Here is a 22,776-nt window from a genome sequence, read left to right on the forward strand (position 1 = left end):
ACTGTTTTCGGTTTCGTCAGAAACCGGTCGCTCACTCAACGTACTGACGATGATTAATCCGTCTTTCGACAGACAAACCTTCCTCTAATACTGTGTGAGGCTTTTGATACTTTTGCTATCCGGTGGCTCCGAAGAACCACCGCCGCATTCCGCATCAAGTGCCCACACTTATCGGCTGTTAGTTTTTAAAGATCGATTCGCTCAACGCGCTGCGCCGAACTTCAATTACCCGGCGCTGCTTCGTTTTGCGTCGCTGCGTCTGCAGCAGAGAAACGAGATTATGGAGGCTGTTTCTCGTTTCGTCAACACCATTTTCGCTTTCGCTTAAAAAGTCTTGCAGATCACTTCCGGGTTGCGTTCAGGACCGCGTCGAGAGGCACCGCATCCGCCATCGCCGCATAGCCGGCGTCGCTTGGATGGATGTGATCGCCGCTATCGAAAGCGCGCTGCAGACGATCCGGTTGCGCATGATCTCGAAGCGCAGCGTCGAAGTCGACGACGCCATCGAAAGAACGGCTGGTCCGAATCCACTGATTGACAGCAAGCCTGATATCTTCCCGCTCCGGCGGCAGCGATGCCGGCGTCAGCGTCGCGCCGAACACCTTCACGCCCGCGTGCCGAGCGGCGGCAATCACCCGCTGGTAGCCGGAGATCAGGTCGCTAGCCGTCACCGACGTATGCGGAAAGTCGCAATCGAGCCCACTATGAGCCGGCATCGCCGCGAAGTTGATGTCATTGATGCCGATCAGTAGAACGACGGCCTTCACGCCCGGACGCCGCAACGCGTCGCGATCGAAGCGGCTCACGAGCGCATCGCCATAGCAAGGCGAGTCGCTCAGCAGCCGGTTGCCGCTGATCCCGAGATTGACGATCGCGACCGACTGCCCGCCGCTTGCATCCAACCGCCGCGCCAGCGCGTCCGGCCAGCGGCGGTTCCGGTTCAGGCTGGAACGCATCCCATCGGTGATCGAATCGCCGATCGCGGCAACGGTCGCCGCCGGCGCGGACGCATCCACCGACAAGCCGGTCACCCACATATATTGCGTAAAGCGGCCGCGAAACGCCGCAGCGGAAGCGTCGGCAGCGTGATTGCCGGGCGCCGACACGTAATTCACCTGGTTCGACACGCGATGCCACGCGGCCATCCGCTGGTCCGGCCCCATGAATGCGCTGATTGCGTACGGCGTGCCTTCGATGATATCGACCGCGACCGGATCGCTGTCCAGTTCGCCGCCCGGAGGAATACTGACCGCGCCCCGTCCGCCAAACGTCACGCGGGTTCCAGCCCCCTCGGCTGCCGCCGCGCCGCCCGCCGAGCGCGCAATGCGCAGGTCCTCGATCACGAGCGGCGTCCTGCCGTACGCATTGCTCAGGTGAATCCGCGCACTTTTTCCGGACAGCGTCGGATAAACGATCTGCCGAATCGTCCGCCCGGCAACCTCGGGCGCGCGATACAGCGGCGGCAGGTCAGCTCGCTGCGGAATCGGTTGCAGCGCGGTCGCCCACGCCGACACCCATTGCCCGGACGTCTCCGCGGCGACAGCGCTCGACGAAACCGCCAGAGGAGCAAATTGGACAAGCAGCGCAGCGCCGCATGCGGCAGCCAGGTGACGGAGAGTCATTCGGATGGATCGGTTCAAGGCGAAACGCGCATTGTGCCCGATCACGACGGTCACCGCGGGCAGTTGGGGGCAGCTGCGGGCGATCCGCCTCACCCCGGGAACAGCTAGTTCACGCGACGCACACTCAGGCCTTCTGCTGGCTCATGATCTTGAGCGCGACCGCCTCGGCCACCTCGATTCCGTCGATCGCCGCGGAGTAGATCCCGCCGGCATATCCGGCACCTTCACCCGCCGGATACAGCCCCTCGACGTTCACGCTCTGATAATCGTCGCCGCGACGCACCCGGACTGGGGACGATGTCCGGGTTTCGACCCCCGTCAGCACCGCGTCGTGCATCGCAAAGCCGGCGATCTTCTTTTCCATCTGCGGCAGCGCCTCGCGAATCGCCTCGATCGCATAGTCGGGCAGCGCCGTACTAAGGTCGGTCGGCCGCACACCCGGTTTATACGACGGCACCACCGAACCGAGCGACGTAGACGGCCGCCCCGCGATGAAGTCGCCGACCAGCTGCCCCGGCGCCATATAGTTGCCGCCGCCGAGTTCGAACGCCCGCTCTTCCCACTTACGCTGGAACGCAATGCCCGCCATCGGTCCGCCGGGGTAATCCTCGGGCGTAATGCCGACCACAATGCCCGCGTTCGCATTGCGCTCCGCGCGCGAGTACTGGCTCATCCCGTTCGTGACGACGCGCCCCGGCTCGGACGTGGCCGCGACCACCGTACCGCCCGGACACATGCAGAAGCTATACACCGCGCGGCCGTTGCTGCAGTGATGCACCACCTTATAGTCGGCTGCGCCGAGCTGTTTGTGACCGGCAAATTTGCCGAACCGGCTGCGATCGATCACACCCTGCGGATGCTCGATCCGGAAACCCAGCGAAAACGGCTTCGCTTCCATATAGACGCCGCGGTCGAAGAGCATCTGGAACGTATCGCGTGCACTGTGGCCAACCGCCAGCACCACGTGATCGGTGCGCAGCGTCTCGCCGGTCGACAGCTTGAGCCCACGCACCTTGCCGTCTTCGATCTCGATATCCTCGACGCGCGTCTCGAAGCGCACCTCGCCGCCGAGCTCGTGAATCTTCGCGCGCATTTTCTCGACCATGCTGACCAGCCGGAACGTGCCGATATGCGGCCGGCTCAGATACAGGATGTCTTCGGGCGCGCCGGCCAGCACGAACTCGTCGAGCACCTTGCGGCCGTAATGCTTCGGGTCCTTGATCTGGCTGTACAGCTTGCCGTCCGAGAACGTACCCGCGCCACCTTCGCCGAACTGCACGTTCGACTCGGGGTTCAGCACGGATTTGCGCCATAGCCCGAACGTATCCTTAGTGCGTTCGCGCACGGCCTTGCCGCGCTCGAGGATGATCGGGCGGAAACCCATCTGCGCGAGGATCAGTCCCGCGAACAGCCCGCACGGCCCCATGCCGATCACGACCGGGCGCGGCGTGCTCAACTGCTCCGGGGCCCGGGCCACGAACTTGTAGCTCATGTCGGGCGTCACGCCGCAATGCGGCACGTCGGCGAGCCGCCTGAGCGCGGCCGCTTCATCCGTGACCTCGACATCGACGATGTAAGTCAGCTTGATGTCGGCGCGTTTGCGCGCATCGTGGGCGCGGCGAAACACGGTGTATCGGATGAACTCGTCGCCGGCCACCCCGAGTTCCGCGAGACGCGCACGGATGGCGGCTTCGAGGACGCTCTCGGGATGATCGAGCGGGAGTTTGATTTCGCTTAGACGTAACATGAGGTACCGGAGACGCAGAAAGGGCCGTCAATCGCGGCCAATTCGCAATTTTATCGGTTAAGCGTCGGAACGGGGCGACGACGGTTGCCTGAACACTCACGTCGCGCATCCGCGGCCGATCCGTCGAGGCAGCTCCCCGCGCTATCGAACACCACGGCTATCTTTAAAAAATTTATTAACCGACCGGTCGGTTGGTTTATACTACGCCGACCCAGACAACTTCGGCAGAGAGCGTCCCCATGTACACGCAATCCCTCGATATCCCCGGCAATGTCGCCCCGCTCGACGCGGACGCGAATTCGCCGGAGCAGGCCCGCTTCGATGCGGTCATGGCCGCGGACGGCAAGATCGAGCCGCAGGACTGGATGCCCGATGCGTACCGCAAAACGCTGGTCCGGCAGATCTCGCAGCATGCGCATTCAGAGATCGTCGGCATGCTGCCGGAAGGCAACTGGATCACGCGCGCGCCGAGCCTGAAGCGCAAGGCGATCCTGATCGCCAAGGTGCAGGATGAGGCAGGCCACGGGCTCTATCTATATAGCGCGGCTGAAACGCTGGGCGTATCGCGCGATCAGCTGATCGCCGCGCTGCATGCCGGCAAGGCCAAATATTCGAGCATCTTCAACTACCCGACCCCCACGTGGGCCGACGTCGGCGTGATCGGCTGGCTGGTCGACGGCGCGGCGATCATGAACCAGATTCCGCTGTGCCGCTGCACGTACGGTCCGTACGCCCGCGCGATGATCCGCATCTGCAAGGAAGAGTCGTTCCACCAGCGCCAGGGCTTCGACGCGTTGCTCGCGATGATGGCCGGCACCGACGCACAGCGCGAACTGGTCCAGCAGGCGGTGAATCGCTGGTGGTGGCCGGTGCTGATGATGTTCGGCCCGAGCGACAAGGATTCGGTCCATAGCAACCAGTCGGCGAAATGGGGCATCAAGCGCATCACCAACGACGACCTGCGCCAGAAATTCGTCGACGCGACCGTCGAGCAGGCCAGGGTGCTCGGCGTCAGGCTGCCCGACCCCGACCTGAAGTGGAACGAGGCGCGCGGCCACTACGACTACGGCGACATCGACTGGGAAGAGTTCTGGCGCGTGGTCAACGGCGACGGCCCGTGCAACCGCGAGCGCCTCGCGACCCGCGTGAAGGCCCACGACGATGGCGCGTGGGTGCGCGAAGCCGCGCTGGCCCACGCCGAAAAGCAGCGCGTGCGCGAGCATCAACAGGCGGCTTGACGCACTGGCGCGGACGCAAGCGCATCGACGAATTCACAGGCGCCAGCGCGCCGCCCGAACAGCACCGCATATCAAGGAATCAGGAGATCAGCAATGAACAAGGAATGGCCGATTTGGGAAGTGTTCGTGCGCAGCAAGCAGGGACTCGACCATAAACACTGCGGCAGCCTGCACGCCGCCGACGCGCCGATGGCGCTGCGCATGGCCCGCGACGTCTACACGCGCCGCCAGGAAGGCGTGAGCATCTGGGTGGTGCCGTCGGCGGCGATCACCGCGTCCGCGCCGGACGAAAAGGCCGAGTTGTTCGAACCGGCGGCCGACAAGATCTATCGCCACCCGACGTTCTACACGCTCCCCGACGAAGTCAACCACATGTAAGCGCGGCCATGTCCATCACGTCCCAACATCTCCAGTACGTGCTGCGCCTCGCGGATACCGCGCTGATCCTCGGACAGCGCAACACCGAGTGGTGCGGCCACGGCCCGATCCTCGAAGAGGACATCGCGCTGTCGAACATGAGCCTCGACCTGATCGGCCAGGCGCGCCTGCTGTACACGCACGCGGCCGAACTCGAACAGCAGCTCACCGGCAAGCAGCGCAGCGAAGACGACTACGCGTACTTCCGCGCCGAGCGCGAGTTCGCGAACTACACGCTCGTCGAGCTACCGCACTGCGGCCCGCTCGCCGGCACCGCGCAGGCCGAAAAGGATTACGCGGTGACGATCGCGCGCAACTTCCTGTACTCGACGCTGATGCTGCACCTGTGGAGCGCGCTGACCGCTTCCACCGATGCCCAGCTCGCGGCAATCGCGGCGAAGTCGATCAAGGAAACGCAGTACCACGTGCACCACGCGAGCGAGTGGCTGATCCGGTTCGGTGACGGCACCGACGAATCGCACCGTCGCGCGCAGGCCGCGCTCGACTACCTGATCCCGTACACGCGTGAATTCTTCAGCGCGGACGAGGTGGAAGACGCGATCGCCGCCGCCGGCATCGGTCCGCGTACCGCGGAACTGGAAGCCGCATGGCTGGCGGACGTCAGCGCGACGCTCGACGAAGCCACATTGATATTGCCCGAACCGGTCAAGCACGTGACGACCGGCAAGCACGGCGAGCACTCCGAGCATATGGGTTTCGTGCTCGCCGAAATGCAGAGCCTCGCGCGCCAGCATCCGGGCGCCAACTGGTAAGCACGCGATGACGACCTCGACCGCCCCGCATCCCGCCGACGTAGCCGACGCCACGCTCACCCACGCGTGGACCGTGCTCGAAGCGGTGCCCGATCCGGAGATCCCGGTGGTATCGATCCGCGAGCTCGGCATCCTGCGCGACGTGCGGCGCGGCGCCGATGGCGCGCTCGAAGTCGTGATCACGCCGACCTACTCGGGTTGCCCGGCGATGTCGCAGATCGCCGAAGACATCGGCCGCGCGCTCGATGCCGCGCAACTCGCGCCGTACCGGATCGCGACCGTGCTCGCGCCGCCGTGGACCACCGACTGGATCACCGCCGACGCCCGCGAAAAGCTGCGCAGCTACGGCATCGCGCCGCCCACCGGCAACTGCGCATCGACGGCGCAGCCGCGCGAGCAGGTGCTGCGCTTCGTGCCGCGCGCGTTGCCGGCGCCGTCCTGCCCGCGCTGCGGCTCCGCGCACACCGAGCGGCTCGCGCAATTCGGCTCGACTGCCTGCAAGGCCCTGTATCGCTGCCTCGACTGCCGCGAACCCTTCGACTACTTCAAACCGTACTGATATGGCCACCCCGCAATTTCATCCGCTGCGTATCCGCGAAGTGCGTCCCGAAACCGCCGACGCTGTGTCGGTCGCGTTCGAAGTGCCGCCCGAGCTGCGCGACCAGTATCGTTTCACGCAGGGTCAGTTCGTCACGCTGAAGACGCATATCGACGGTGAGGAAACCCGCCGCTCGTATTCGATCTGCGTCGGCGTCACCGACTACGATCGCGACGGCGAACTGCGCATCGGCATCAAGCGCGTGCGCGGCGGGCGTTTCTCGAACTTCGCGTTCGACACGCTGCAGCCCGGTCACACGATCGACGTGATGACGCCGGATGGCCGCTTCTTCACCCATCTGAACGCCGAGCAGGGTCAGCAGTACCTCGCGTTCTCGGGCGGCTCGGGCATCACGCCGGTGCTCGCGATCATCAAGACGACGCTCGAAGTCGAGCCGCGCAGCACCTTCACGCTGGTGTACGGCAACCGCAGCGTCGACCAGATCATGTTCGCGGAAGAGCTCGAAGATCTGAAGAATCGCTTCATGAACCGCTTCGTGCTCTATCACGTGCTGTCGGACGATCTGCAGGACGTCGAGCTGTTCAACGGCGTGCTGGATCAGGCAAAGTGCGCGGCGTTCCTCGAGAACCTGCTGCCGGCCGACGCGATCGACGAAGCGTTCATCTGCGGCCCCGCGCCGATGATGGACGCCGCCGAGGCCGCGCTGAAAGCCGCCGGCGTGCCGCCCGCGAAGGTGCACGTCGAGCGATTCGGTTCGCCGCTGCCGCAGGCGGGCGTGCCGGCGGTGGAAATCACCGAAGATACGCCGGCTGCCGACCTCGAAATCGTGCTCGACGGCAAGCGCCGCAAGCTGCGGCTGCCGTACCAGGGTGTCAGCGTGCTGGACGTCGGCCTGCGTGCCGGCCTCGCGCTGCCGTATGCGTGCAAGGGCGGGGTCTGCTGCACCTGCCGCGCGAAGGTGCTCGAAGGCGAGGTGAAGATGGAAAAGAACTACACGCTCGAAGAGCACGAGATCCGCGACGGTTTCGTGCTGACCTGCCAGTGTCATCCGGTCAGCGACAAGCTGGTCGTCAGTTACGACGAACGCTGAGGCGCCGGCATAGCGCGGCAGCCGCCGCCGCTTTCGGCCATTTCGCGATCCGCTTACACTAGGGGCCGCTCATCGACCGGGACCCTCGCTTCCCGGTCGATGAGCGGCCTCTTTTCGTTACAGCCGCTAGCGGCACAGCCAGCCTTAGCCAATGAGCACGATTCACCTCACCAACGGCGACGTCGCCGCCGAATCACTGCGCACCGCGCTGGCCCAGGCCGGCCGCGACGACCGCGTACAGGCGTTGCGCGACGATCTCGCGGTCGGCCCATTGCGCGGCGTCGACGACGGCCCGCAGATCCGCGCCGATTTCTGGGCGCGCGTCAGCGGCGACACGCGGCGCGATTTTGTGCGCGAATTCCGCGAGCAGGCCGCGATACTCGCCAGCCTCGCGAACGGCACCGCGAATCTCGTCGTGTGGCACGGCGCAAGCGCGTCCGACCAGCTGATGCTTCGGCGCGTCTGCTACCTGCTGCGCAACAGCCCGCAGCGCCTGAACGAAGTGCGACTGTCGCTGGCCGATCTCACTGATCCGCACGCATGGGCGCATACGCGCAAGGATCGCGCGACCTCGGTGGGGATGTTCGCGCCGGATGTGCTGCAGGCGCGGGTGCCGGACGCCGCGCCGATTTCGGTGCTGCGCATCAGCCGGCTCGCGCTCGAATGGCAGGAGGTCAAGCACGCGAACGGCGAGACCCGGCGCTGGCGCGACAACACTTTCACCAGCAGCAGCTTCGCCGAACTCGACGCACTGATCCTCGAGCACGCCGGCGCCGACTGGCAGCCCGCATCGCGCGTCGCCGCCAATGTAATGAGCGCCGAGCTGTGGTTTCTCGTCAGCGACAGCATCGTGCTGTGGCGCATGCGCGAACTCGCGGCGCTGCGGCGCATCCGCCTGCGCGGCGACGCGAACGCGTGGCGCTCGCTCGAACTGTGCGCGGCGCTCGCCCCCTGCTCACCTCAATAAAAACAGACCACTATGGCCCGCACCCGAGCCCCCGATCACGAAACCCAACGCGAGCAGATTCTCGAACTGGCCGCGGCGAAATTCGCGCAAACCAGCTATCCGAGTACCTCGATGGCCGATCTCGCCGCGGCGAGCGGTACCTCCAAAGCGCGTCTCTATCACTATTACGAGAGCAAGGAAGCGATTCTGTTCGATCTGCTCGATCGCTATACGAAGCGGCTGATGCTGATCATCGCCGAGGTCGAAGGTTCGAGTCAGCGCCGCGGGCTGAGCGAGCGCGAGACTTTCGCCGAACTGATCCGCGCGTTTCTCTCGGAGTACGAGACCTCGCATAGCCGGCACGTCGCACTGCTGAACGACGTCAAGTATCTGGTCGACACGCAGCGCGAGATCATCCTGAACCGTCAGCGCGACGTGGTCGCGGCGTTCGCGCGACAACTCGCGCGCGCGTATCCGGAGCGTGCGACCCGCGACAACCAGACCGCGCTGACGATGATGGTCTTCGGCATGATCAACTGGACCTTTACGTGGCTGAAGCCGGACGGCCGGATGGGCTACAGCGAGTTCGCCGAACAGGTGGTAAATATGGTCGACCACGGTCTGGGGACGGCGCCGTAAGCGTAAAACAGCGGCCCGGGCCGGCTCGTGAACGCGCTGCGGGGCTGCGGTTGCCCCTCGGATCAATTTCCCGGGGTGCTTGCGTCTCACCGTCACGAACGCGCCGGAATGACGCACAGCAGCAATATCCAGACCGCCTGAAGCCCTGATGCGACCCATGTGGCATCGTGTCACGAATGCACGTTCCATTCAATTTATTCGTTAAAAATCATATAATTAAAAATAGGTCTTTAACGGTTTAGATAGTTCACTCTGATTTTGATACGGGTTTTCCCTAGTGCGCCCCCTAGGTTTCCGGTAAAATTGGTTTTGCGGTGCACAACACCGCCTGATCAAAAGGAGAACCCGACCATGAACCTGCTGCCCCCTAGCACCGCCGAGCTGATCGCCTCGAACGATCGTGCGTCGCTGTCTGCCGGACGTGCGCCCGTTCTGGTCCGCGAGCTCACCACAATCGACCGCGAACGCCTGCTCACCCACTTCCTCGCGCTCAATGAGGAAGACCGTCTGCTGCGTTTCGGCCAGGTCGTCCCGAATCACGTGATCGAAAACTACGTGCGCGCGATCGATTTCACGCGCGACACCGTGTTCGGCGTGTTCAATAGCAAGCTGGAACTGAGCGGCGTCGGCCATCTGGCTTATCTGCCGGCCGAGGGCGACAAGCGCACCGCCGAATTCGGCGTCTCGGTGCTCGAAAGCGCGCGCGGTCAGGGCATCGGCAGCAAGCTGTTCGAGCGCGCGGCGATCCGCAGCCGCAACACGCACGTGACGATGCTGTACATCCACTGCCTGTCGCGCAATTCGACCATGATGCACATCGCCAGAAAGGCCGGCATGAAGATCGAATACGCGTACGGCGAAGCCGACGCCTACCTGACGTTGTCGCCGGCCGACCAGTCGAGCATCCTCGCTGAAATGCTGCAGGAGCAGGCCGCCGTGTTCGACTACGCACTGAAGCGCCACGCGCGCCAGGCATCGCGACTGTTCGAGTCGTTCATGCCGGCCGCTATCGCTGCCTGAATAATCGCTACGGGGAAATGAGAAGGGGGCGGCCGCAAGGTCGCCCTTTTTTCTTTTGGCGGATGCCCGCCACGTCGGACCCACAAGTGCCTACAGAATAGGCAGCGCCGTCGTTTCCTTGATCTTTTCCAGTGAGAAGCTCGACTTCACGTCGATCACCGACGGATGACGCAGCAACTGATCCTGCACGAAGCGCGAAAAGTGCGCCATGTCCTCGACCTGGACGCGCAGCAGGTAATCCATCTCACCGGTCATCGCGTGACAGGCGACTACTTCGGGCCATGTCTGCACGGCGGCGCCGAACAGCTCCGCGTGGGTCGCCTCGCCTTGCGGGCTGAACGCGCGGCCGCCGCCCTTCTCCAGGCGCACGTTCACATACGCGAGCAGATCGAGTCCGAGCCGCTGCGCGTCGAGCAGCGCAACGTAACCGCGAATCACGCCGCTTTCCTCGAGCCGGCGAATCCGCCGCAAGCAGGGACTCGGCGACAGGTTGATCCGCTCCGCGATTTCCTGATTCGACAGCCGGCCGTTCTCCTGAAGAATGCCCAGAATGCGCCGGTCGATCGCGTCTAATTCTGCGTTAGCCATGTTCTGCCGCGTAAGGTTGAAATTGAGACGTAAACTGGCTCAAGCGTAGTCATCCGCGAATAAGTTCGCAAGCTTTTGCCTCCGGTGCAGTCCTACACTTGCTTCATGCGTTCGCGCCATACAGGAGACAAGACCATGCAGGTTGCAACTTGGGACAACCCCGTCGGCACCGACGGCTTCGAATTCATCGAATACACCGCGCCGGACCCGAAAGCGCTCGGCAAGCTGTTCGAGCAGATGGGTTTCACCGCCGTCGCGCGACATCGTCATAAGGATGTGACGCTGTACCGGCAGGGCGGCATCAACTTCATCGTCAACGCGGAAAAGGATTCGTTCGCGCAGCGCTTCGCGCGGCTGCACGGCCCGTCGATCTGCGCGATCGCGTTTCGTGTGCAGGACGCCGCCAAGGCCTACAGCCAGGCGCTCGAAAAAGGCGCATGGGGCTTCGACAACAAGACCGGCCCGATGGAGCTGAACATTCCGGCGATCAAAGGCATCGGCGATTCGCTGATTTATTTCGTCGACCGTTGGCGCGGCAAGAACGGCGCGGCGCCGAACAGCATCGGCGACATCGATATCTACGACGTCGACTTCGAGCCGATTGCCGGCGCGAACCCGAATCCCGTCGGCCACGGCCTCACCTATATCGATCACCTGACGCATAACGTCCATCGCGGCCGCATGCAGGAATGGGCGGAATTCTACGAGCGCCTGTTCAACTTCCGCGAGGTGCGCTATTTCGATATCGAGGGCAAGGTCACCGGCGTGAAGTCGAAGGCGATGACTTCGCCGTGCGGCAAGATCCGCATTCCGATCAACGAGGAAGGTTCGGACACCGCCGGCCAGATTCAGGAATACCTGGACGCGTATCACGGCGAGGGGATTCAGCACATCGCGCTCGGCACCAACGACATCTATCGCACGGTCGACGGCCTGCGCGGCGCGAACATCTCGCTGCTCGATACGATCGACACCTATTACGAACTGGTCGACCGCCGCGTGCCGAATCACGGCGAACCGCTCGACGAGCTGCGCAAGCGCAAGATCCTGATCGACGGCGCGCCGGACGATCTGCTGCTGCAGATCTTCACCGAAAACCAGATCGGCCCGATCTTCTTCGAGATCATCCAGCGCAAGGGCAATCAGGGCTTCGGCGAGGGCAACTTCAAGGCGCTGTTCGAATCGATCGAACTCGATCAGATTCGCCGCGGCGTGGTGCAGGACAAAACCTGAACACACCGCCGCCTCACGGCCGGTCGGCCGGTCGGCCGGCCAATAAAAAAGGGCGAGCATCGCAGGATCCTCGCCCTTTTACTTATTTACGCCGCCGCTCACACCGGAGCCGCGGCCGGTTACAGAAAGACGCTCCGCTCGCGCGGCACGTCAGGAATTTTGCCCGTCCTCGTCGCGGCTGACCGACGCTTGCGTAAGTCGCCCGGCCTGCGCGCGCGCGGGTGCGACCTGGGCGCTACGGCTCATCGCGTTGGAAAGTGCGCCCATGCTGCCCGGGTTCGACCGCGCCGGCGCGCTGATCGCGAAGAAAGCGGCGGAAACCATCAGGAAGGTCTGGATGTTTCTAGTGTTCATGCGTACTCCTTGTTCTAACTGCCCTGCTGCCCCGAAGCCGCGCCGAATGCGCGGCGTTACACGGGCATCGCTCGCAGGTCGGGGATTAGACAGTGGTTTTCACTGCGGTTCCGCAAATTCGTAGGTTTTACAACCTGTTACATGCGAAATTGCGATAGAAGCGCATTCCAGCCAAAACGAAGCGCAATTGAATGGAATTTGCAGGCAACACGCGATGAATCGACTCGAAAACCTGCCGCGCATAGCCATTTCTGAAACGCCTGCGGCGGGTTTCCACCAGTGCTACCATCGGCTAAAACCAGTCAATATGAGCACCCCGGCCCCAGCATTCACAAGATGTCGGGGACCCAAAAAGTTTTGGCGATCCCAAGCTGAGTGGAGGAGTACACATAATGAATGCCCCGCTAGACGCAGGTCAGCGAGCCCGGCTCGAAGCTGCGTTGTCATCCGTCACGCTCGACGACAAATACACCCTCGAACGCGGCCGCGCGTACATGAGTGGCATCCAGGCGCTGGTACGTCTGCCGATGTTGCAGCAGGAACGCGATCGCGCCGCCGGCCTGAACACCGCCGGCTTCATCTCCGGCTACCGCGGCTCGCCCCTCGGCGGACTCGACCAGTCGCTGTGGAAAGCCAAACAGCATCTGGCCGCGCACCAGGTCGTGTTCCAGCCCGGCGTCAACGAAGACCTCGCCGCCACCGCCGTGTGGGGCTCGCAACAGGTCAACCTGTATCCGAGCGCCAAATACGACGGCGTGTTCTCGATGTGGTACGGCAAGGGCCCCGGCGTCGACCGTAGCGGCGACGTCTTCAAGCACGGCAACTCGGCCGGTTCGTCGCGCCACGGCGGCGTCCTCGTACTCGCCGGCGACGATCACGCGGCCAAATCCTCGACTCTCGCGCACCAGTCGGAACACATCTTCAAGGCCTGCGGGCTGCCTGTGCTGTTTCCGTCGAACGTGCAGGAATACCTGGACTTCGGCCTGCACGGCTGGGCGATGAGCCGTTATTCCGGGCTGTGGGTCGCAATGAAGTGCGTGACCGACGTGGTCGAATCGTCGGCATCCGTCGATATCGACCCGCACCGCACGCAGATCGTTCTGCCCGAAGATTTCATGATGCCGGACGGCGGCCTGAACATCCGCTGGCCCGACCCGCCGCTCGTGCAGGAAGCGCGGCTGCTCGATTACAAGTGGTACGCCGGCCTCGCCTACGTGCGCGCGAACAGGCTCGACCGCGTCGAAATCGACTCGCCGCATGCGCGCTTCGGCATCATGACCGGCGGCAAAGCGTATCTCGACGTGCGCCAGGCGCTGACCGATCTCGGTCTCGACGACGAAACCTGCTCGCGCATCGGCATCCGCCTGTACAAGGTCGGCTGCGTATGGCCGCTCGAAGCGCAAGGCGCGCAAGCGTTCGCGCGCGGCCTTCAGGAAATTCTGGTGGTCGAGGAAAAGCGCCAGATTCTCGAATACGCGATCAAGGAAGAGCTGTACAACTGGCCCGACGCCCAGCGTCCGCGCGTGTTCGGCAAGTTCGACGAAAAGGACGGCGCCGGCGGCGAATGGTCTGTGCCGATGGGCAACTGGCTGCTGCCCGCGCACTACGAGCTGTCACCGGCGATCATCGCGAAGGCGATTGCGACCCGGCTCGACAAGTTCGATCTGCCGTCCGACGTGCGCGCGCGGATCGCCGCGCGCATCGCAGTGATCGACGCGAAGGAAAAAGCGCTCGCGCGCCCGCGCGTCGAAGTCGAGCGCAAGCCGTGGTTCTGCTCGGGCTGCCCGCACAACACGTCGACCAACGTGCCCGAAGGCTCGCGCGCGATGGCCGGGATCGGCTGCCACTACATGACGGTGTGGATGGACCGCAGCACCAGCACGTTCAGCCAGATGGGCGGCGAAGGTGTCGCGTGGGTCGGCCAGGCGCCGTTCACGAACGACAAGCACGTGTTCGCGAACCTCGGCGACGGCACCTACTTCCACTCGGGGCTGCTGGCGATTCGCGCGGCGATCGCGTCGAAGGCGAACATCACCTACAAGCTGCTGTACAACGACGCGGTCGCAATGACCGGCGGCCAGCCGGTCGACGGCGTACTGAGCGTGCCGCAGATCACTCATCAGCTGGCGGCCGAGGGCGCCGCGAAGATCGTGATCGTCACCGACGAGCCGGAGAAGTACTCGGCCAACGTCGGCCTCGCTCCGGGCATCGACATCCACCATCGCGATCAGCTCGACGAAGTTCAGCGCCAGCTGCGCGAAATCCCCGGCACGACGATCCTGATCTACGACCAGACCTGCGCGACCGAAAAGCGCCGTCGTCGCAAACGCGGCGCCTATCCGGATCCGGCGCGCCGCGTCGTGATCAACGAGGCGGTCTGCGAAGGCTGCGGCGATTGCTCGGTGAAGTCGAACTGCCTGTCGGTCGAACCGCTCGACACCGAATTCGGCACCAAGCGCCAGATCAATCAATCGACCTGCAACAAGGACTTCTCGTGTGTGAACGGCTTCTGTCCGAGCTTCGTATCGGTCGAAGGCGGGCAGTTGCGCAAGCCGAAGGTGGCCTCGGGCGTCGGCGCGGATGCGATGCCGCCGGTGCCGGAGCCCGAACTGCCGTCGATCGACCGGCCGTACGGCGTGCTGGTGACTGGCGTCGGCGGCACCGGCGTCGTCACGATCGGCGCGCTGCTCGGGATGGCCGCGCATCTGGAGAGCAAGGGCGTCACCGTGCTCGACGTGACGGGCCTCGCGCAGAAAGGCGGCGCCGTGATGAGTCACGTGCAGATCGCGAACCAGCCGGCCGATATCCACGCGACCCGCATCGCGATGGGCGAAGCGAGCCTCGTGATCGGCTGCGACGCGATCGTCACCGCGAGCGACGAATGCGTATCGCGGATGCAGCCGCAGCACACCCGCGTCGTGCTGAACAGCGCGCACACGCCGACCGCCGAGCTGATCCGGAACCCGAACTGGCGCTTCCCCGGCACCAGCACCGAAGCCGACGTGCGCGCGGCGGCCGGCGACGACAACGTCGCGACCGTCGACGCGAACCAGTTCGCGGTCGCGCTGCTCGGCGACGCGATCTACACGAATCCGTTCGTGCTCGGCTACGCGTGGCAGCGCGGGTGGGTGCCGCTCACCTATCAGTCGCTGATTCGCGCGATCGAGCTGAACAACGTGCAGGTCGAGAAGAACCGCGCGGCGTTCGAATGGGGCCGGCGCGCCGCGCACGACCTCGCCGCGGTGCGCAAGCTCGCGCAGACCCAGGGACGCGCGGACGCAACCGATACCCAAAGCGGCAAGATCATCGCGCTGCATACGCCGAAGGCACTCGACACGCTGATCGACAAGCGCGCCGACTACCTGGCCGCGTGGCAGAACCGCGCGTATGCGGAGCGTTATCGCGCGCTGGTTGGGCAGGTGCGGGCCGCGGAACAGGCGCTCGATCCCGCCGGCAGCCAGTTGCCGCTGACCGAAGCGGTCGCGAAGAACCTGCACAAGCTGATGGCGTACAAGGACGAATACGAGGTCGCGCGGCTATACAGCGACCCGGCGTTCATCGACAAACTGAACGCGACGTTCGAGGGCGACTGGAAGCTGCATCTGCATCTGGCGCCGCCGACGCTGTCGAAGAAGGACGCGCAAGGTCACCTCGTGAAGAAGAAATACGGCCCGTGGATGTTCCGCACGATGCCGCTGCTCGCGAAGCTCAAGTTCCTGCGCGGCACGCCGCTCGACGTGTTCGGCAAGACCGAGGAGCGCCGCACCGAGCGCGCGTTGATCGGCGAATACGAGGCGCTGGTGCGGGAAGTTATCGGCGGTCTCACCGCGCAGAAACGCGAGCTGGCAATCGAACTCGCGAATCTGCCGGACGGCATCCGCGGTTATGGGCACGTGAAGGAGAACAACCTGAAGGGCGTGCGGATCCGCTGGAACGAGTTGCTTGCGCGCTGGCGCGCGCCGGATGCGGGCAAAGCGCGGCACGCGGCGGCCTGACGGGCTCGTCCAGCGTCGTGAGCATGAGCTGCGACGGCTGAAGCCGAAACTGACAAAAGCGGCGGTCCTCACGGATCGCCGCTTTTTTTCACCCATAAAAAACGCCACGAAATCCCAAGGATTGCGTGGCGTTGCTCGCTCAGCGGCGACCTACCGTTTACTTATTGCGCATTCACCGACTTGCGCGCGTTCGCCGAAGCGACCGCCGTCATGTTGATGATCCGGCGCACGGTCGCGGCCGGCGTCAGGATGTGCACCGGCTTTTCCGCGCCGAGCAGGAACGGACCGACGGTCACGCCTTCGCCGCCCACCACCTTCAGCAGGTTGTAAGCGATGTTCGCCGCTTCGACGTTCGGCATGATCAGCAGGTTCGCCTCGCCGGAGAGCGACGTGCCCGGGAACGCGGCCTTGCGGATCGCCTCCGAAAGCGCGGCGTCGCCGTGCATTTCACCGTCGATTTCCAGCGACGGCGCACGCTCGGTGATCAGCTTGCGGGCGGCGGCCATGCGCTGCGACGACGACGACGGCGCGCTGCCGAAGTTCGAGTTCGACAGCAGCGCGACCTTCGGCGTGATGCCGAACTTCTCGATTTCGCGCGCGGCGAGCATCGTCATGTCGGCGAGTTGTTCGGCGGTCGGCACTTCGTTCACGTACGTGTCGCAGATGAACAGATTGCGGCCCGGCAGCATCAGCAGGTTCATCGCCGCGAAGTTCTGCACGTCGTCGGCCTTGCCGAGCACCTGTTCGATGAAGTTCAGGTGCGTGTGGTACTGGCCGATCATCCCGCAGATCATCCCGTCGGCTTCGCCCAGACGCACGAGGATCGCGCCGATCAGCGTGTTGAACTTGCGCATCGCGGCCTTCGCGACGTCCGGCGTCACGCCTTCGCGCGCGCCGAGTTCGTGATACGCCTGCCACGCGCGCTGATAACGCGGATCGTCTTCGGGATCGACGATCTCGACGTCCTCGCCGCACTTGAGCTTCGAGCCCATCTTCTTCAGACGCATCTCGATCACCGACGGCCGGCCGATCAGGATCGGCTTGGCGATCTTCTCGAGCAGCACGAACTGCGCGGCGCGCAGCACGCGCTCGTCTTCGCCTTCCGCGAACACAATGCGGGCCGGCGCCGACTTCGCCGCCGCGAACACCGGACGCATCACCATGCCGGTGCGGTAGACGGTCGTGCCGAGTTCTTCGCGGTACGCGTCCATGTCCTTGATCGGACGGGTCGCAACGCCCGAATCCATCGCGGCTTGCGCGACGGCCGGCGCGATCTTGATGATCAGGCGCGGATCGAACGGCTTCGGAATCAGGTACTCGGGACCGAATTCGAGCGAATGGCCTTCATATGCCTTCGCGACTTCGTCGCCCTGGTCGGTTTCCTCGGCCAGCTCGGCGATCGCGCGCACGCACGCGAGCTTCATTTCCTCGGTGATCGTGGTCGCGCCGACGTCGAGCGCGCCGCGGAAGATGAACGGGAAGCACAGCACGTTGTTGACCTGGTTCGGATAGTCCGAACGGCCGGTCGCGATGATGCAGTCCGGGCGCACTTTCTTCGCGTCTTCCGGGCGGATTTCCGGCTCCGGGTTCGCGAGCGCGAGAATCAGCGGCTGGGTGCCCATTTCGGCGACCATCTCCGGCTTCAGCACGCCGGCGCTCGAGCAGCCGAGGAACACATCGGCGCCGCGGATCGCGTCGGCCAGCGTGCGCGCGTCGGTATTGGCCGCATAGCGTTCCTTCGACGGATCGAGGTTGCCGCGGCCTTCGTAGATCACGCCCTTCGAATCGGTGACGAGGATGTTCTGCTTCGACAGACCCAGGTTGACCAGCAAGTCCAGACAGGCAATTGCCGCCGCGCCCGCACCCGAACAGACGAGCTTCACTTCGCCGAGCTGCTTGCCGACCACTTTCAGGCCGTTCAGGATCGCCGCCGACGCGATGATCGCGGTGCCGTGCTGATCGTCGTGGAAGACCGGAATTTTCATGCGCTCGCGCAGCTTCTTCTCGATGTAGAAGCACTCGGGCGCCTTGATGTCTTCGAGGTTGATGCCGCCGAGCGTCGGCTCGAGCATCGCGATCGCTTCGACGAGCTTGTCCGGGTCCGACTCGCTCAACTCGATGTCGAACACGTCGATACCGGCGAACTTCTTGAACAGACAGCCCTTGCCTTCCATCACCGGCTTCGCGGCGAGCGGACCGATGTTGCCGAGGCCGAGCACGGCCGTGCCGTTGGTGATCACGCCGACGAGGTTGCCGCGCGACGTGTACTTCTGCGCGTCGAGCGGTGTGTCGTAAATCGCCATACAGGCCGCTGCAACACCCGGCGAATACGCGAGCGACAAGTCCAGCTGGTTCGACAGCGGCTTGGTGGGCGTCACCGAAATCTTGCCGGGTTTCGGATTCTGGTGGTATGCGAGAGCGCTTTGCTTGAGTTGTTCGTCCATTTCTAGGCCTGCGAGACGTAAGTAATTGGGCCCGGGGCACCACACCGTTGCTTCGCTTGCATCTGTCAGACGGATAGCCGACCGAGGTGGTTTTCGCACGCGCCGGTTGGCGCGGTGGCTTACCTCGACGAAGTACGGGACGATGTGGAGTGCTTCGCGGGTCGACCAGTGTACACCTGGGACGTGTCGATGCACTGAGTGGTTAACAGGACTAACCAATGGCGAAACAGCGGCTGATAATACTGCCGCGCCGCTGCCCGGCGCCGGGTTCCGCGCGCTGGCTATTTGACATTGCGCCGCGCAGCGGGCGCGGATTCGGAGTTATTCCAGTTCGGCGCCGCGCCGTTCAGGAATCAGAAACAGTGTCGCGACGATGTCGAGCAGATAGATCGATGCGAGCAGCGCCAACGCCGCCGAGAACGAATAGCGCGCGGCCAGCGCGCCCACCACGACCGGCCCGAAACCGCCGACCGCGCGGCCCGCGTTGAACAGCACGTTCTGCGCGGTGGCCCGCGCCTCGGTCGGATAGAGCTCGGAGATCAGCGCGCCGTAGCCGCCGATCATCCCGTTCACGAACACCCCCATCGCCGCGCCGCCGATCAGCAACGCGAGCGGCGTGCTCAACTGCGCGTAGACGAACACCATCACGACCGCGCCCGCCTGATAGAACAGGAAGGTCGGCTTGCGGCCGAAGCGATCGGCGGCGATGCCGAACAGCCAGATGCCGGCCGCCATGCCGAGAATCGTCGCGGCGGTCCACAGGCCCGACTTCGTCAGCGAATAGCCGAAGGTCTTCGACAGATAGCTCGGCAGCCAGATCATCAGCCCGTAATAGCCGAAGTTCTGCACCGAGCACAGGATCGTGACGCCGAGGCTCGCACGGGTGGTGCGCGCATCGGCGAACAGCAGTTTGAGCGGCAGCTTGCGTACCCCGCGCGCGGCACGCTCAGTGAACAGCGCCGGCTCCTCGACCCGCCGCCGCACGAAAAACGACACGAGCGCCGGCAGCAGCCCGATGGCGAACATCCCGCGCCAGCCGATCAGCGGCAGCAGCAGCGGCGTCAGCAACGCGGCCGCCAGCACACCGAGCTGCCAGCCGAGCCCGACATACGACGACACCCGCGCGCGCTGCGCCGCCGGCCACGCTTCGGCGACCAGCGTCATGCCGATGCCGAACTCGCCGCCCAGTCCGATCCCGGCGATGGTCCGGAAAATCAGCAGGTCGGTGTAGCCCTGCGCGAGCGCACACAGCCCGGTGAACACCGCGAAGATCAGGATCGTCCACGTCAGCATCCGCACCCGGCCGAAATAATCGCTGAGCACACCGAAGAGCACGCCGCCGGCGACCGCGCCGATCAGCGTCCACGTGACCAGCGCGCCCGCTTGCGCCGAACTCAGATGCAGGTCGACGGCGATCACCGGCAGCATGAAGCCGAGGATCAGCAGATCGAAGCCGTCCATCGCGTAGCCGAGCACCGCGGCGAGCAGCGCGCGGCCCGCATGGCCCGGTTTGAGCGCCGAAGCGGCGGGTGCGGCGGCGGTCGCGCGAGCGGGAGGGGCGGCGTTCATCGAAAGGATTCCGTAGGTCGGGGAGCGGGCGCGGCGGGTGCCCGCCAAAGTCGCGTGAGTGTAAAGGCGGCCTTGCGCGCTCACAAGACGATGCGCGCGCCGTTGAGCCGCCGACGGCCTCCTCGGCGCCACCCATTTCGGGTAAAATAGCCGCCCACGCGCGCAGCAAACGCCGGTCTGGGTATCACCGCCGGTCGCGTATTCCGCCCGGCATGGCGCGGCATACCTCCGCTTGCTGCGCCACCGGGCCCGCGCCCGCTTCTCCCCCGCTCATTCCGAAGGATCCGCCCATGACAGGCTTCGATCGCCAGACGATCTCCGACACCACCGCCAAAATGCTGCTCGAAGTGCAAGCAGTGCATTTCAACGCGGAGAAACCGTATATTTTCACGTCCGGCTGGGCGAGCCCGGTGTATATCGACTGCCGCAAGCTGATCTCGTATCCGCGCGTGCGCCGCGGCCTGATGGAAATGGCCGAAACGACGATCCTGCGCGACGTCGGCTATGAGCAGATCGACGCGGTCGCCGGCGGCGAGACCGCCGGTATCCCGTTCGCGGCGTGGCTGTCCGACCGCCTGATGGTGCCGATGCAATACGTGCGCAAGAAGCCGAAGGGTTTCGGCCGCAACGCGCAAATCGAGGGTCTGCTGACCGAAGGCCAGCGCGTGCTGCTGGTCGAAGACCTGACCACCGACAGCCGCAGCAAGATCAACTTCATCAACGCGCTGCGCACCGCCGGTGCGACGGTGAACCACTGCTTCGTGCTGTTCCACTACAACATCTTCAAGGAAAGCGTGTCGGTGCTGAAAGACATCGACGTCGATCTGCACGCGCTCGCCACGTGGTGGGACGTACTGCGCGTCGCGAAGGAAAACAAGTACTTCGACACCAGGACGCTCGACGAAGTGGAAAAATTCCTGCACGCGCCGGCCGAGTGGTCGGCCGCGCACGGCGGCGCCACCTCGACGCCGCAGTAAGCTCACAGCCAGCCGCCTGATGCGGGCTGAATGAAAAGCCGCCGGTCTTCGCGACCGGCGGCTTTTTTTATGCGCGTTCAGCAAGCGGCGCGCGGTTCGGGCTTTCCGCGCGACACGCACCACCTGCGCACCACCTGCGGGACACGCCGGACACGCACGCCCCACACGACGATGCATCGCACAGCTAACCAGCGCCGATGCAAGTGTTAGACTTGGTTTCACTTTAGGGCACGATTAAGGACAACAACCATCGCGAGGACGAGCGCCTCGCGCCCTGACAGGAGAGCCGGCACATGCGCGCGCGTTGCCTGGTTGTTTCGCTGACTTCCTCGTGGTGGCATCGATCGATTCTGGTGTGCGCAATGCTCGCGTTGACCGCGGCGCAAAGTTCGGTCGCGCGCGCCGACGGCGCCTTCACACTGACCAGCGCGAATCTGCGCGTGGGCTCGCCGGTGCCGAACGCGCAGGTGTTCGACCAGAACGACTGCAAGGGCGGCAACCGCTCGCCGCAACTCACGTGGCGCGGCGCGCCGGCCGGCACCCGCGGCTTCGCGATCACGATTTTCGACGAGGATGCGCCGGGCCGCGGCTGGTGGCATTGGGCCGTCGCGGGCATTCCGGCCAACGTCGATAGCCTGCCGGAGAACGCGAGTTCATCGGGGTTCCTGAAGAAACTCGGCGCTGTCGAAGCGCGCAACGACTTCGATACCGACGGTTACGGCGGCCCCTGCCCGCCGCCCGGCAAACCGCACCGCTATATCATCACTGTCTATGCGCTGAACTCCGCCGATCTGCGGCTCGCGCAAGGCCGTCCCGCGCTGATGTTCGATCACGAGATCGGCACCGCTGCGATCGGCAGTGCGAAGCTGGTGGTCAGCTACGGGCGCTAACGCCCGCTCACTTTGCTGGAGTACTACATGTCGAAAATCGTCATCGTTTATCACAGCGGCTACGGCCATACGAAGAAAGTCGCGGAAGCGGTACACGCGGGCGTGCTCGAAGCCGGCGCCGACGCGAAGCTGATGCCGGTCGGCGAAATCGACGACGCGGCGTGGGACGAACTCGCCGCCGCCGACGCGCTGATCTTCGGCGCGCCGACCTACATGGGCGGACCGTCGGCCGACTTCAAGAAATTCGCCGACGCGAGTTCGAAGCCGTGGTTCGGCCAGGCGTGGAAAGACAAGATCGCGGCCGGCTTCACCAACTCCGCGACGATGAACGGCGACAAGTTCTCGACGATCCAGTACTTCGTCACGCTGGCGATGCAGCACAGCATGATCTGGGCGGGCACTGGCATGATGCCGGCCAACACGAAGGCGGCGACCCGCAACGATCTGAACTTCGTCGGCGGCTTTACCGGGCTGCTGACCCAGTCGGCGGCCGACGCATCGCCCGACGAAGCGCCGCCGCCCGGCGACCTCGAGACCGCGCGGGCGTTCGGCGCGCGCATTGCGGCCGTGACCGCGCGCTGGATCGCCGCGCGCGGCTAGCCCCGCGATCTTCCGCCAACTTCCCCGCATCCGCTCGGATCTGCCGCGCAACACTTCACGTCGCTGTCACGTTGC

The 22,776-nt window shown here is 64.6% G+C and carries 19 protein-coding genes; 13 read left to right on the forward strand and 6 right to left on the reverse strand.

Going from position 1 to position 22,776, the window contains the following annotated elements; all coding sequences use genetic code 11:
* Nucleotides 1–341: 341 nt before the first annotated feature.
* Together LJ656_RS10870 and LJ656_RS10875 are read right to left on the reverse strand one after the other, a co-directional pair.
* Complete coding sequence (locus LJ656_RS10870) at nt 342–1,622, reverse strand: SGNH/GDSL hydrolase family protein (protein ID WP_230509434.1); 1,281 nt, start codon at nt 1,620–1,622, stop codon at nt 342–344.
* A 124-nt stretch (nt 1,623–1,746) separates the two neighbouring features.
* Complete coding sequence (locus tag LJ656_RS10875; RefSeq protein WP_230509435.1) at nt 1,747–3,369, reverse strand: NAD(P)/FAD-dependent oxidoreductase; 1,623 nt, start codon at nt 3,367–3,369, stop codon at nt 1,747–1,749.
* A gap of 239 nt (nt 3,370–3,608) precedes the next feature.
* Between LJ656_RS10875 and paaA the strand changes: the two genes are divergently transcribed.
* The 8 genes from paaA (at nt 3,609) to LJ656_RS10915 (ending at nt 10,051) form a co-directional block, all read left to right on the forward strand.
* Nucleotides 3,609–4,607 carry a 1,2-phenylacetyl-CoA epoxidase subunit PaaA gene (paaA, locus tag LJ656_RS10880; RefSeq protein WP_230509436.1) on the forward strand — a complete coding sequence of 333 codons (999 nt, stop codon included), beginning with the start codon at nt 3,609–3,611 and terminating at the stop codon, nt 4,605–4,607.
* A gap of 93 nt (nt 4,608–4,700) precedes the next feature.
* The gene (paaB, locus tag LJ656_RS10885) at nt 4,701–4,985 is read left to right on the forward strand and encodes a 1,2-phenylacetyl-CoA epoxidase subunit PaaB (protein WP_230509437.1); all 285 of its coding nucleotides are present in this window, start codon (nt 4,701–4,703) and stop codon (nt 4,983–4,985) included.
* Nucleotides 4,986–4,993: 8 nt separating this feature from the next.
* Complete coding sequence (gene paaC / locus LJ656_RS10890) at nt 4,994–5,797, forward strand: 1,2-phenylacetyl-CoA epoxidase subunit PaaC (RefSeq protein ID WP_230509438.1); 804 nt, start codon at nt 4,994–4,996, stop codon at nt 5,795–5,797.
* 7 nt (nt 5,798–5,804) lie between these two features.
* The gene (gene paaD, locus LJ656_RS10895) at nt 5,805–6,356 is read left to right on the forward strand and encodes a 1,2-phenylacetyl-CoA epoxidase subunit PaaD (RefSeq protein ID WP_230509439.1); all 552 of its coding nucleotides are present in this window, start codon (nt 5,805–5,807) and stop codon (nt 6,354–6,356) included.
* 1 nt (nt 6,357) lies between these two features.
* The gene (gene paaE / locus LJ656_RS10900) at nt 6,358–7,446 is read left to right on the forward strand and encodes a 1,2-phenylacetyl-CoA epoxidase subunit PaaE (RefSeq protein ID WP_230509440.1); all 1,089 of its coding nucleotides are present in this window, start codon (nt 6,358–6,360) and stop codon (nt 7,444–7,446) included.
* A gap of 151 nt (nt 7,447–7,597) precedes the next feature.
* Complete coding sequence (locus tag LJ656_RS10905) at nt 7,598–8,413, forward strand: DUF1835 domain-containing protein (RefSeq protein ID WP_230509441.1); 816 nt, start codon at nt 7,598–7,600, stop codon at nt 8,411–8,413.
* Between the two features lie 12 nt (nt 8,414–8,425).
* Nucleotides 8,426–9,031, forward strand: coding sequence for a TetR/AcrR family transcriptional regulator (locus LJ656_RS10910; RefSeq protein ID WP_230509442.1), 606 nt, complete (start codon nt 8,426–8,428; stop codon nt 9,029–9,031).
* A gap of 351 nt (nt 9,032–9,382) precedes the next feature.
* On the forward strand, nt 9,383–10,051 hold the full coding sequence (locus LJ656_RS10915; RefSeq protein WP_230509443.1) for a GNAT family N-acetyltransferase: 669 nt from the start codon (nt 9,383–9,385) through the stop codon (nt 10,049–10,051).
* Nucleotides 10,052–10,141: 90 nt separating this feature from the next.
* Here the strand turns inward: LJ656_RS10915 and LJ656_RS10920 are convergent, their stop codons facing one another.
* The gene (locus LJ656_RS10920) at nt 10,142–10,639 is read right to left on the reverse strand and encodes an Lrp/AsnC family transcriptional regulator (protein ID WP_230509444.1); all 498 of its coding nucleotides are present in this window, start codon (nt 10,637–10,639) and stop codon (nt 10,142–10,144) included.
* A 135-nt stretch (nt 10,640–10,774) separates the two neighbouring features.
* On the opposite strand from LJ656_RS10920, the gene hppD reads away from it, so the two are divergent.
* Nucleotides 10,775–11,872, forward strand: a complete 1,098-nt coding sequence (hppD, locus tag LJ656_RS10925) for a 4-hydroxyphenylpyruvate dioxygenase (protein ID WP_230509445.1) — start codon at nt 10,775–10,777, stop codon at nt 11,870–11,872.
* Nucleotides 11,873–12,022: 150 nt separating this feature from the next.
* Here the strand turns inward: hppD and LJ656_RS10930 are convergent, their stop codons facing one another.
* A complete protein-coding gene (locus LJ656_RS10930; RefSeq protein ID WP_230509446.1) occupies nt 12,023–12,226 on the reverse strand; it encodes a hypothetical protein in 204 nt (67 codons plus the stop codon).
* Nucleotides 12,227–12,618: 392 nt separating this feature from the next.
* Here LJ656_RS10930 and LJ656_RS10935 point away from each other — a divergent pair, with 392 nt between their 5' ends.
* Nucleotides 12,619–16,221, forward strand: coding sequence for an indolepyruvate ferredoxin oxidoreductase family protein (locus tag LJ656_RS10935; RefSeq protein ID WP_230509447.1), 3,603 nt, complete (start codon nt 12,619–12,621; stop codon nt 16,219–16,221).
* Between the two features lie 161 nt (nt 16,222–16,382).
* Here the strand turns inward: LJ656_RS10935 and LJ656_RS10940 are convergent, their stop codons facing one another.
* Nucleotides 16,383–18,665, reverse strand: coding sequence for an NADP-dependent malic enzyme (locus LJ656_RS10940; protein ID WP_230509448.1), 2,283 nt, complete (start codon nt 18,663–18,665; stop codon nt 16,383–16,385).
* Between the two features lie 321 nt (nt 18,666–18,986).
* Nucleotides 18,987–20,234: an MFS transporter gene (locus LJ656_RS10945; protein ID WP_230509449.1), complete on the reverse strand. Its 1,248-nt coding sequence runs from the start codon at nt 20,232–20,234 to the stop codon at nt 18,987–18,989.
* A gap of 290 nt (nt 20,235–20,524) precedes the next feature.
* Here LJ656_RS10945 and LJ656_RS10950 point away from each other — a divergent pair, with 290 nt between their 5' ends.
* The 3 genes from LJ656_RS10950 (at nt 20,525) to LJ656_RS10960 (ending at nt 22,701) form a co-directional block, all read left to right on the forward strand.
* Complete coding sequence (locus LJ656_RS10950) at nt 20,525–21,211, forward strand: orotate phosphoribosyltransferase (protein WP_011490079.1); 687 nt, start codon at nt 20,525–20,527, stop codon at nt 21,209–21,211.
* 293 nt (nt 21,212–21,504) lie between these two features.
* Nucleotides 21,505–22,101 (forward strand): YbhB/YbcL family Raf kinase inhibitor-like protein, encoded by a 597-nt coding sequence (locus tag LJ656_RS10955; RefSeq protein WP_230509450.1) that lies wholly within the window; start codon nt 21,505–21,507, stop codon nt 22,099–22,101.
* Between the two features lie 27 nt (nt 22,102–22,128).
* Nucleotides 22,129–22,701, forward strand: coding sequence for a flavodoxin family protein (locus tag LJ656_RS10960; RefSeq protein WP_230509451.1), 573 nt, complete (start codon nt 22,129–22,131; stop codon nt 22,699–22,701).
* The last annotated feature ends 75 nt before the right edge of the window (nt 22,702–22,776 follow it).

The sequence above is a fragment of the Paraburkholderia sejongensis genome, from assembly GCF_020880815.1.
Lineage (GTDB): Bacteria > Pseudomonadota > Gammaproteobacteria > Burkholderiales > Burkholderiaceae > Paraburkholderia > Paraburkholderia sejongensis.

Coding starts and splice junctions, on each gene's coding strand:
- LJ656_RS10960 (WP_230509451.1), top strand. CDS start 22,129: ATGTCGAAAATCGTCATCGTTTATCACAGCGGCTACGGCCATACGAAG.
- LJ656_RS10915 (WP_230509443.1), top strand. CDS start 9,383: ATGAACCTGCTGCCCCCTAGCACCGCCGAGCTGATCGCCTCGAACGAT.
- LJ656_RS10875 (WP_230509435.1), bottom strand. CDS start 3,369: ATGTTACGTCTAAGCGAAATCAAACTCCCGCTCGATCATCCCGAGAGC.
- LJ656_RS10905 (WP_230509441.1), top strand. CDS start 7,598: ATGAGCACGATTCACCTCACCAACGGCGACGTCGCCGCCGAATCACTG.
- LJ656_RS10955 (WP_230509450.1), top strand. CDS start 21,505: ATGCGCGCGCGTTGCCTGGTTGTTTCGCTGACTTCCTCGTGGTGGCAT.
- paaC (WP_230509438.1), top strand. CDS start 4,994: ATGTCCATCACGTCCCAACATCTCCAGTACGTGCTGCGCCTCGCGGAT.
- hppD (WP_230509445.1), top strand. CDS start 10,775: ATGCAGGTTGCAACTTGGGACAACCCCGTCGGCACCGACGGCTTCGAA.
- LJ656_RS10935 (WP_230509447.1), top strand. CDS start 12,619: ATGAATGCCCCGCTAGACGCAGGTCAGCGAGCCCGGCTCGAAGCTGCG.
- paaD (WP_230509439.1), top strand. CDS start 5,805: ATGACGACCTCGACCGCCCCGCATCCCGCCGACGTAGCCGACGCCACG.
- paaE (WP_230509440.1), top strand. CDS start 6,358: ATGGCCACCCCGCAATTTCATCCGCTGCGTATCCGCGAAGTGCGTCCC.
- LJ656_RS10870 (WP_230509434.1), bottom strand. CDS start 1,622: ATGACTCTCCGTCACCTGGCTGCCGCATGCGGCGCTGCGCTGCTTGTC.
- LJ656_RS10920 (WP_230509444.1), bottom strand. CDS start 10,639: ATGGCTAACGCAGAATTAGACGCGATCGACCGGCGCATTCTGGGCATT.
- LJ656_RS10945 (WP_230509449.1), bottom strand. CDS start 20,234: ATGAACGCCGCCCCTCCCGCTCGCGCGACCGCCGCCGCACCCGCCGCT.
- LJ656_RS10910 (WP_230509442.1), top strand. CDS start 8,426: ATGGCCCGCACCCGAGCCCCCGATCACGAAACCCAACGCGAGCAGATT.
- LJ656_RS10940 (WP_230509448.1), bottom strand. CDS start 18,665: ATGGACGAACAACTCAAGCAAAGCGCTCTCGCATACCACCAGAATCCG.
- paaA (WP_230509436.1), top strand. CDS start 3,609: ATGTACACGCAATCCCTCGATATCCCCGGCAATGTCGCCCCGCTCGAC.
- LJ656_RS10930 (WP_230509446.1), bottom strand. CDS start 12,226: ATGAACACTAGAAACATCCAGACCTTCCTGATGGTTTCCGCCGCTTTC.
- paaB (WP_230509437.1), top strand. CDS start 4,701: ATGAACAAGGAATGGCCGATTTGGGAAGTGTTCGTGCGCAGCAAGCAG.
- LJ656_RS10950 (WP_011490079.1), top strand. CDS start 20,525: ATGACAGGCTTCGATCGCCAGACGATCTCCGACACCACCGCCAAAATG.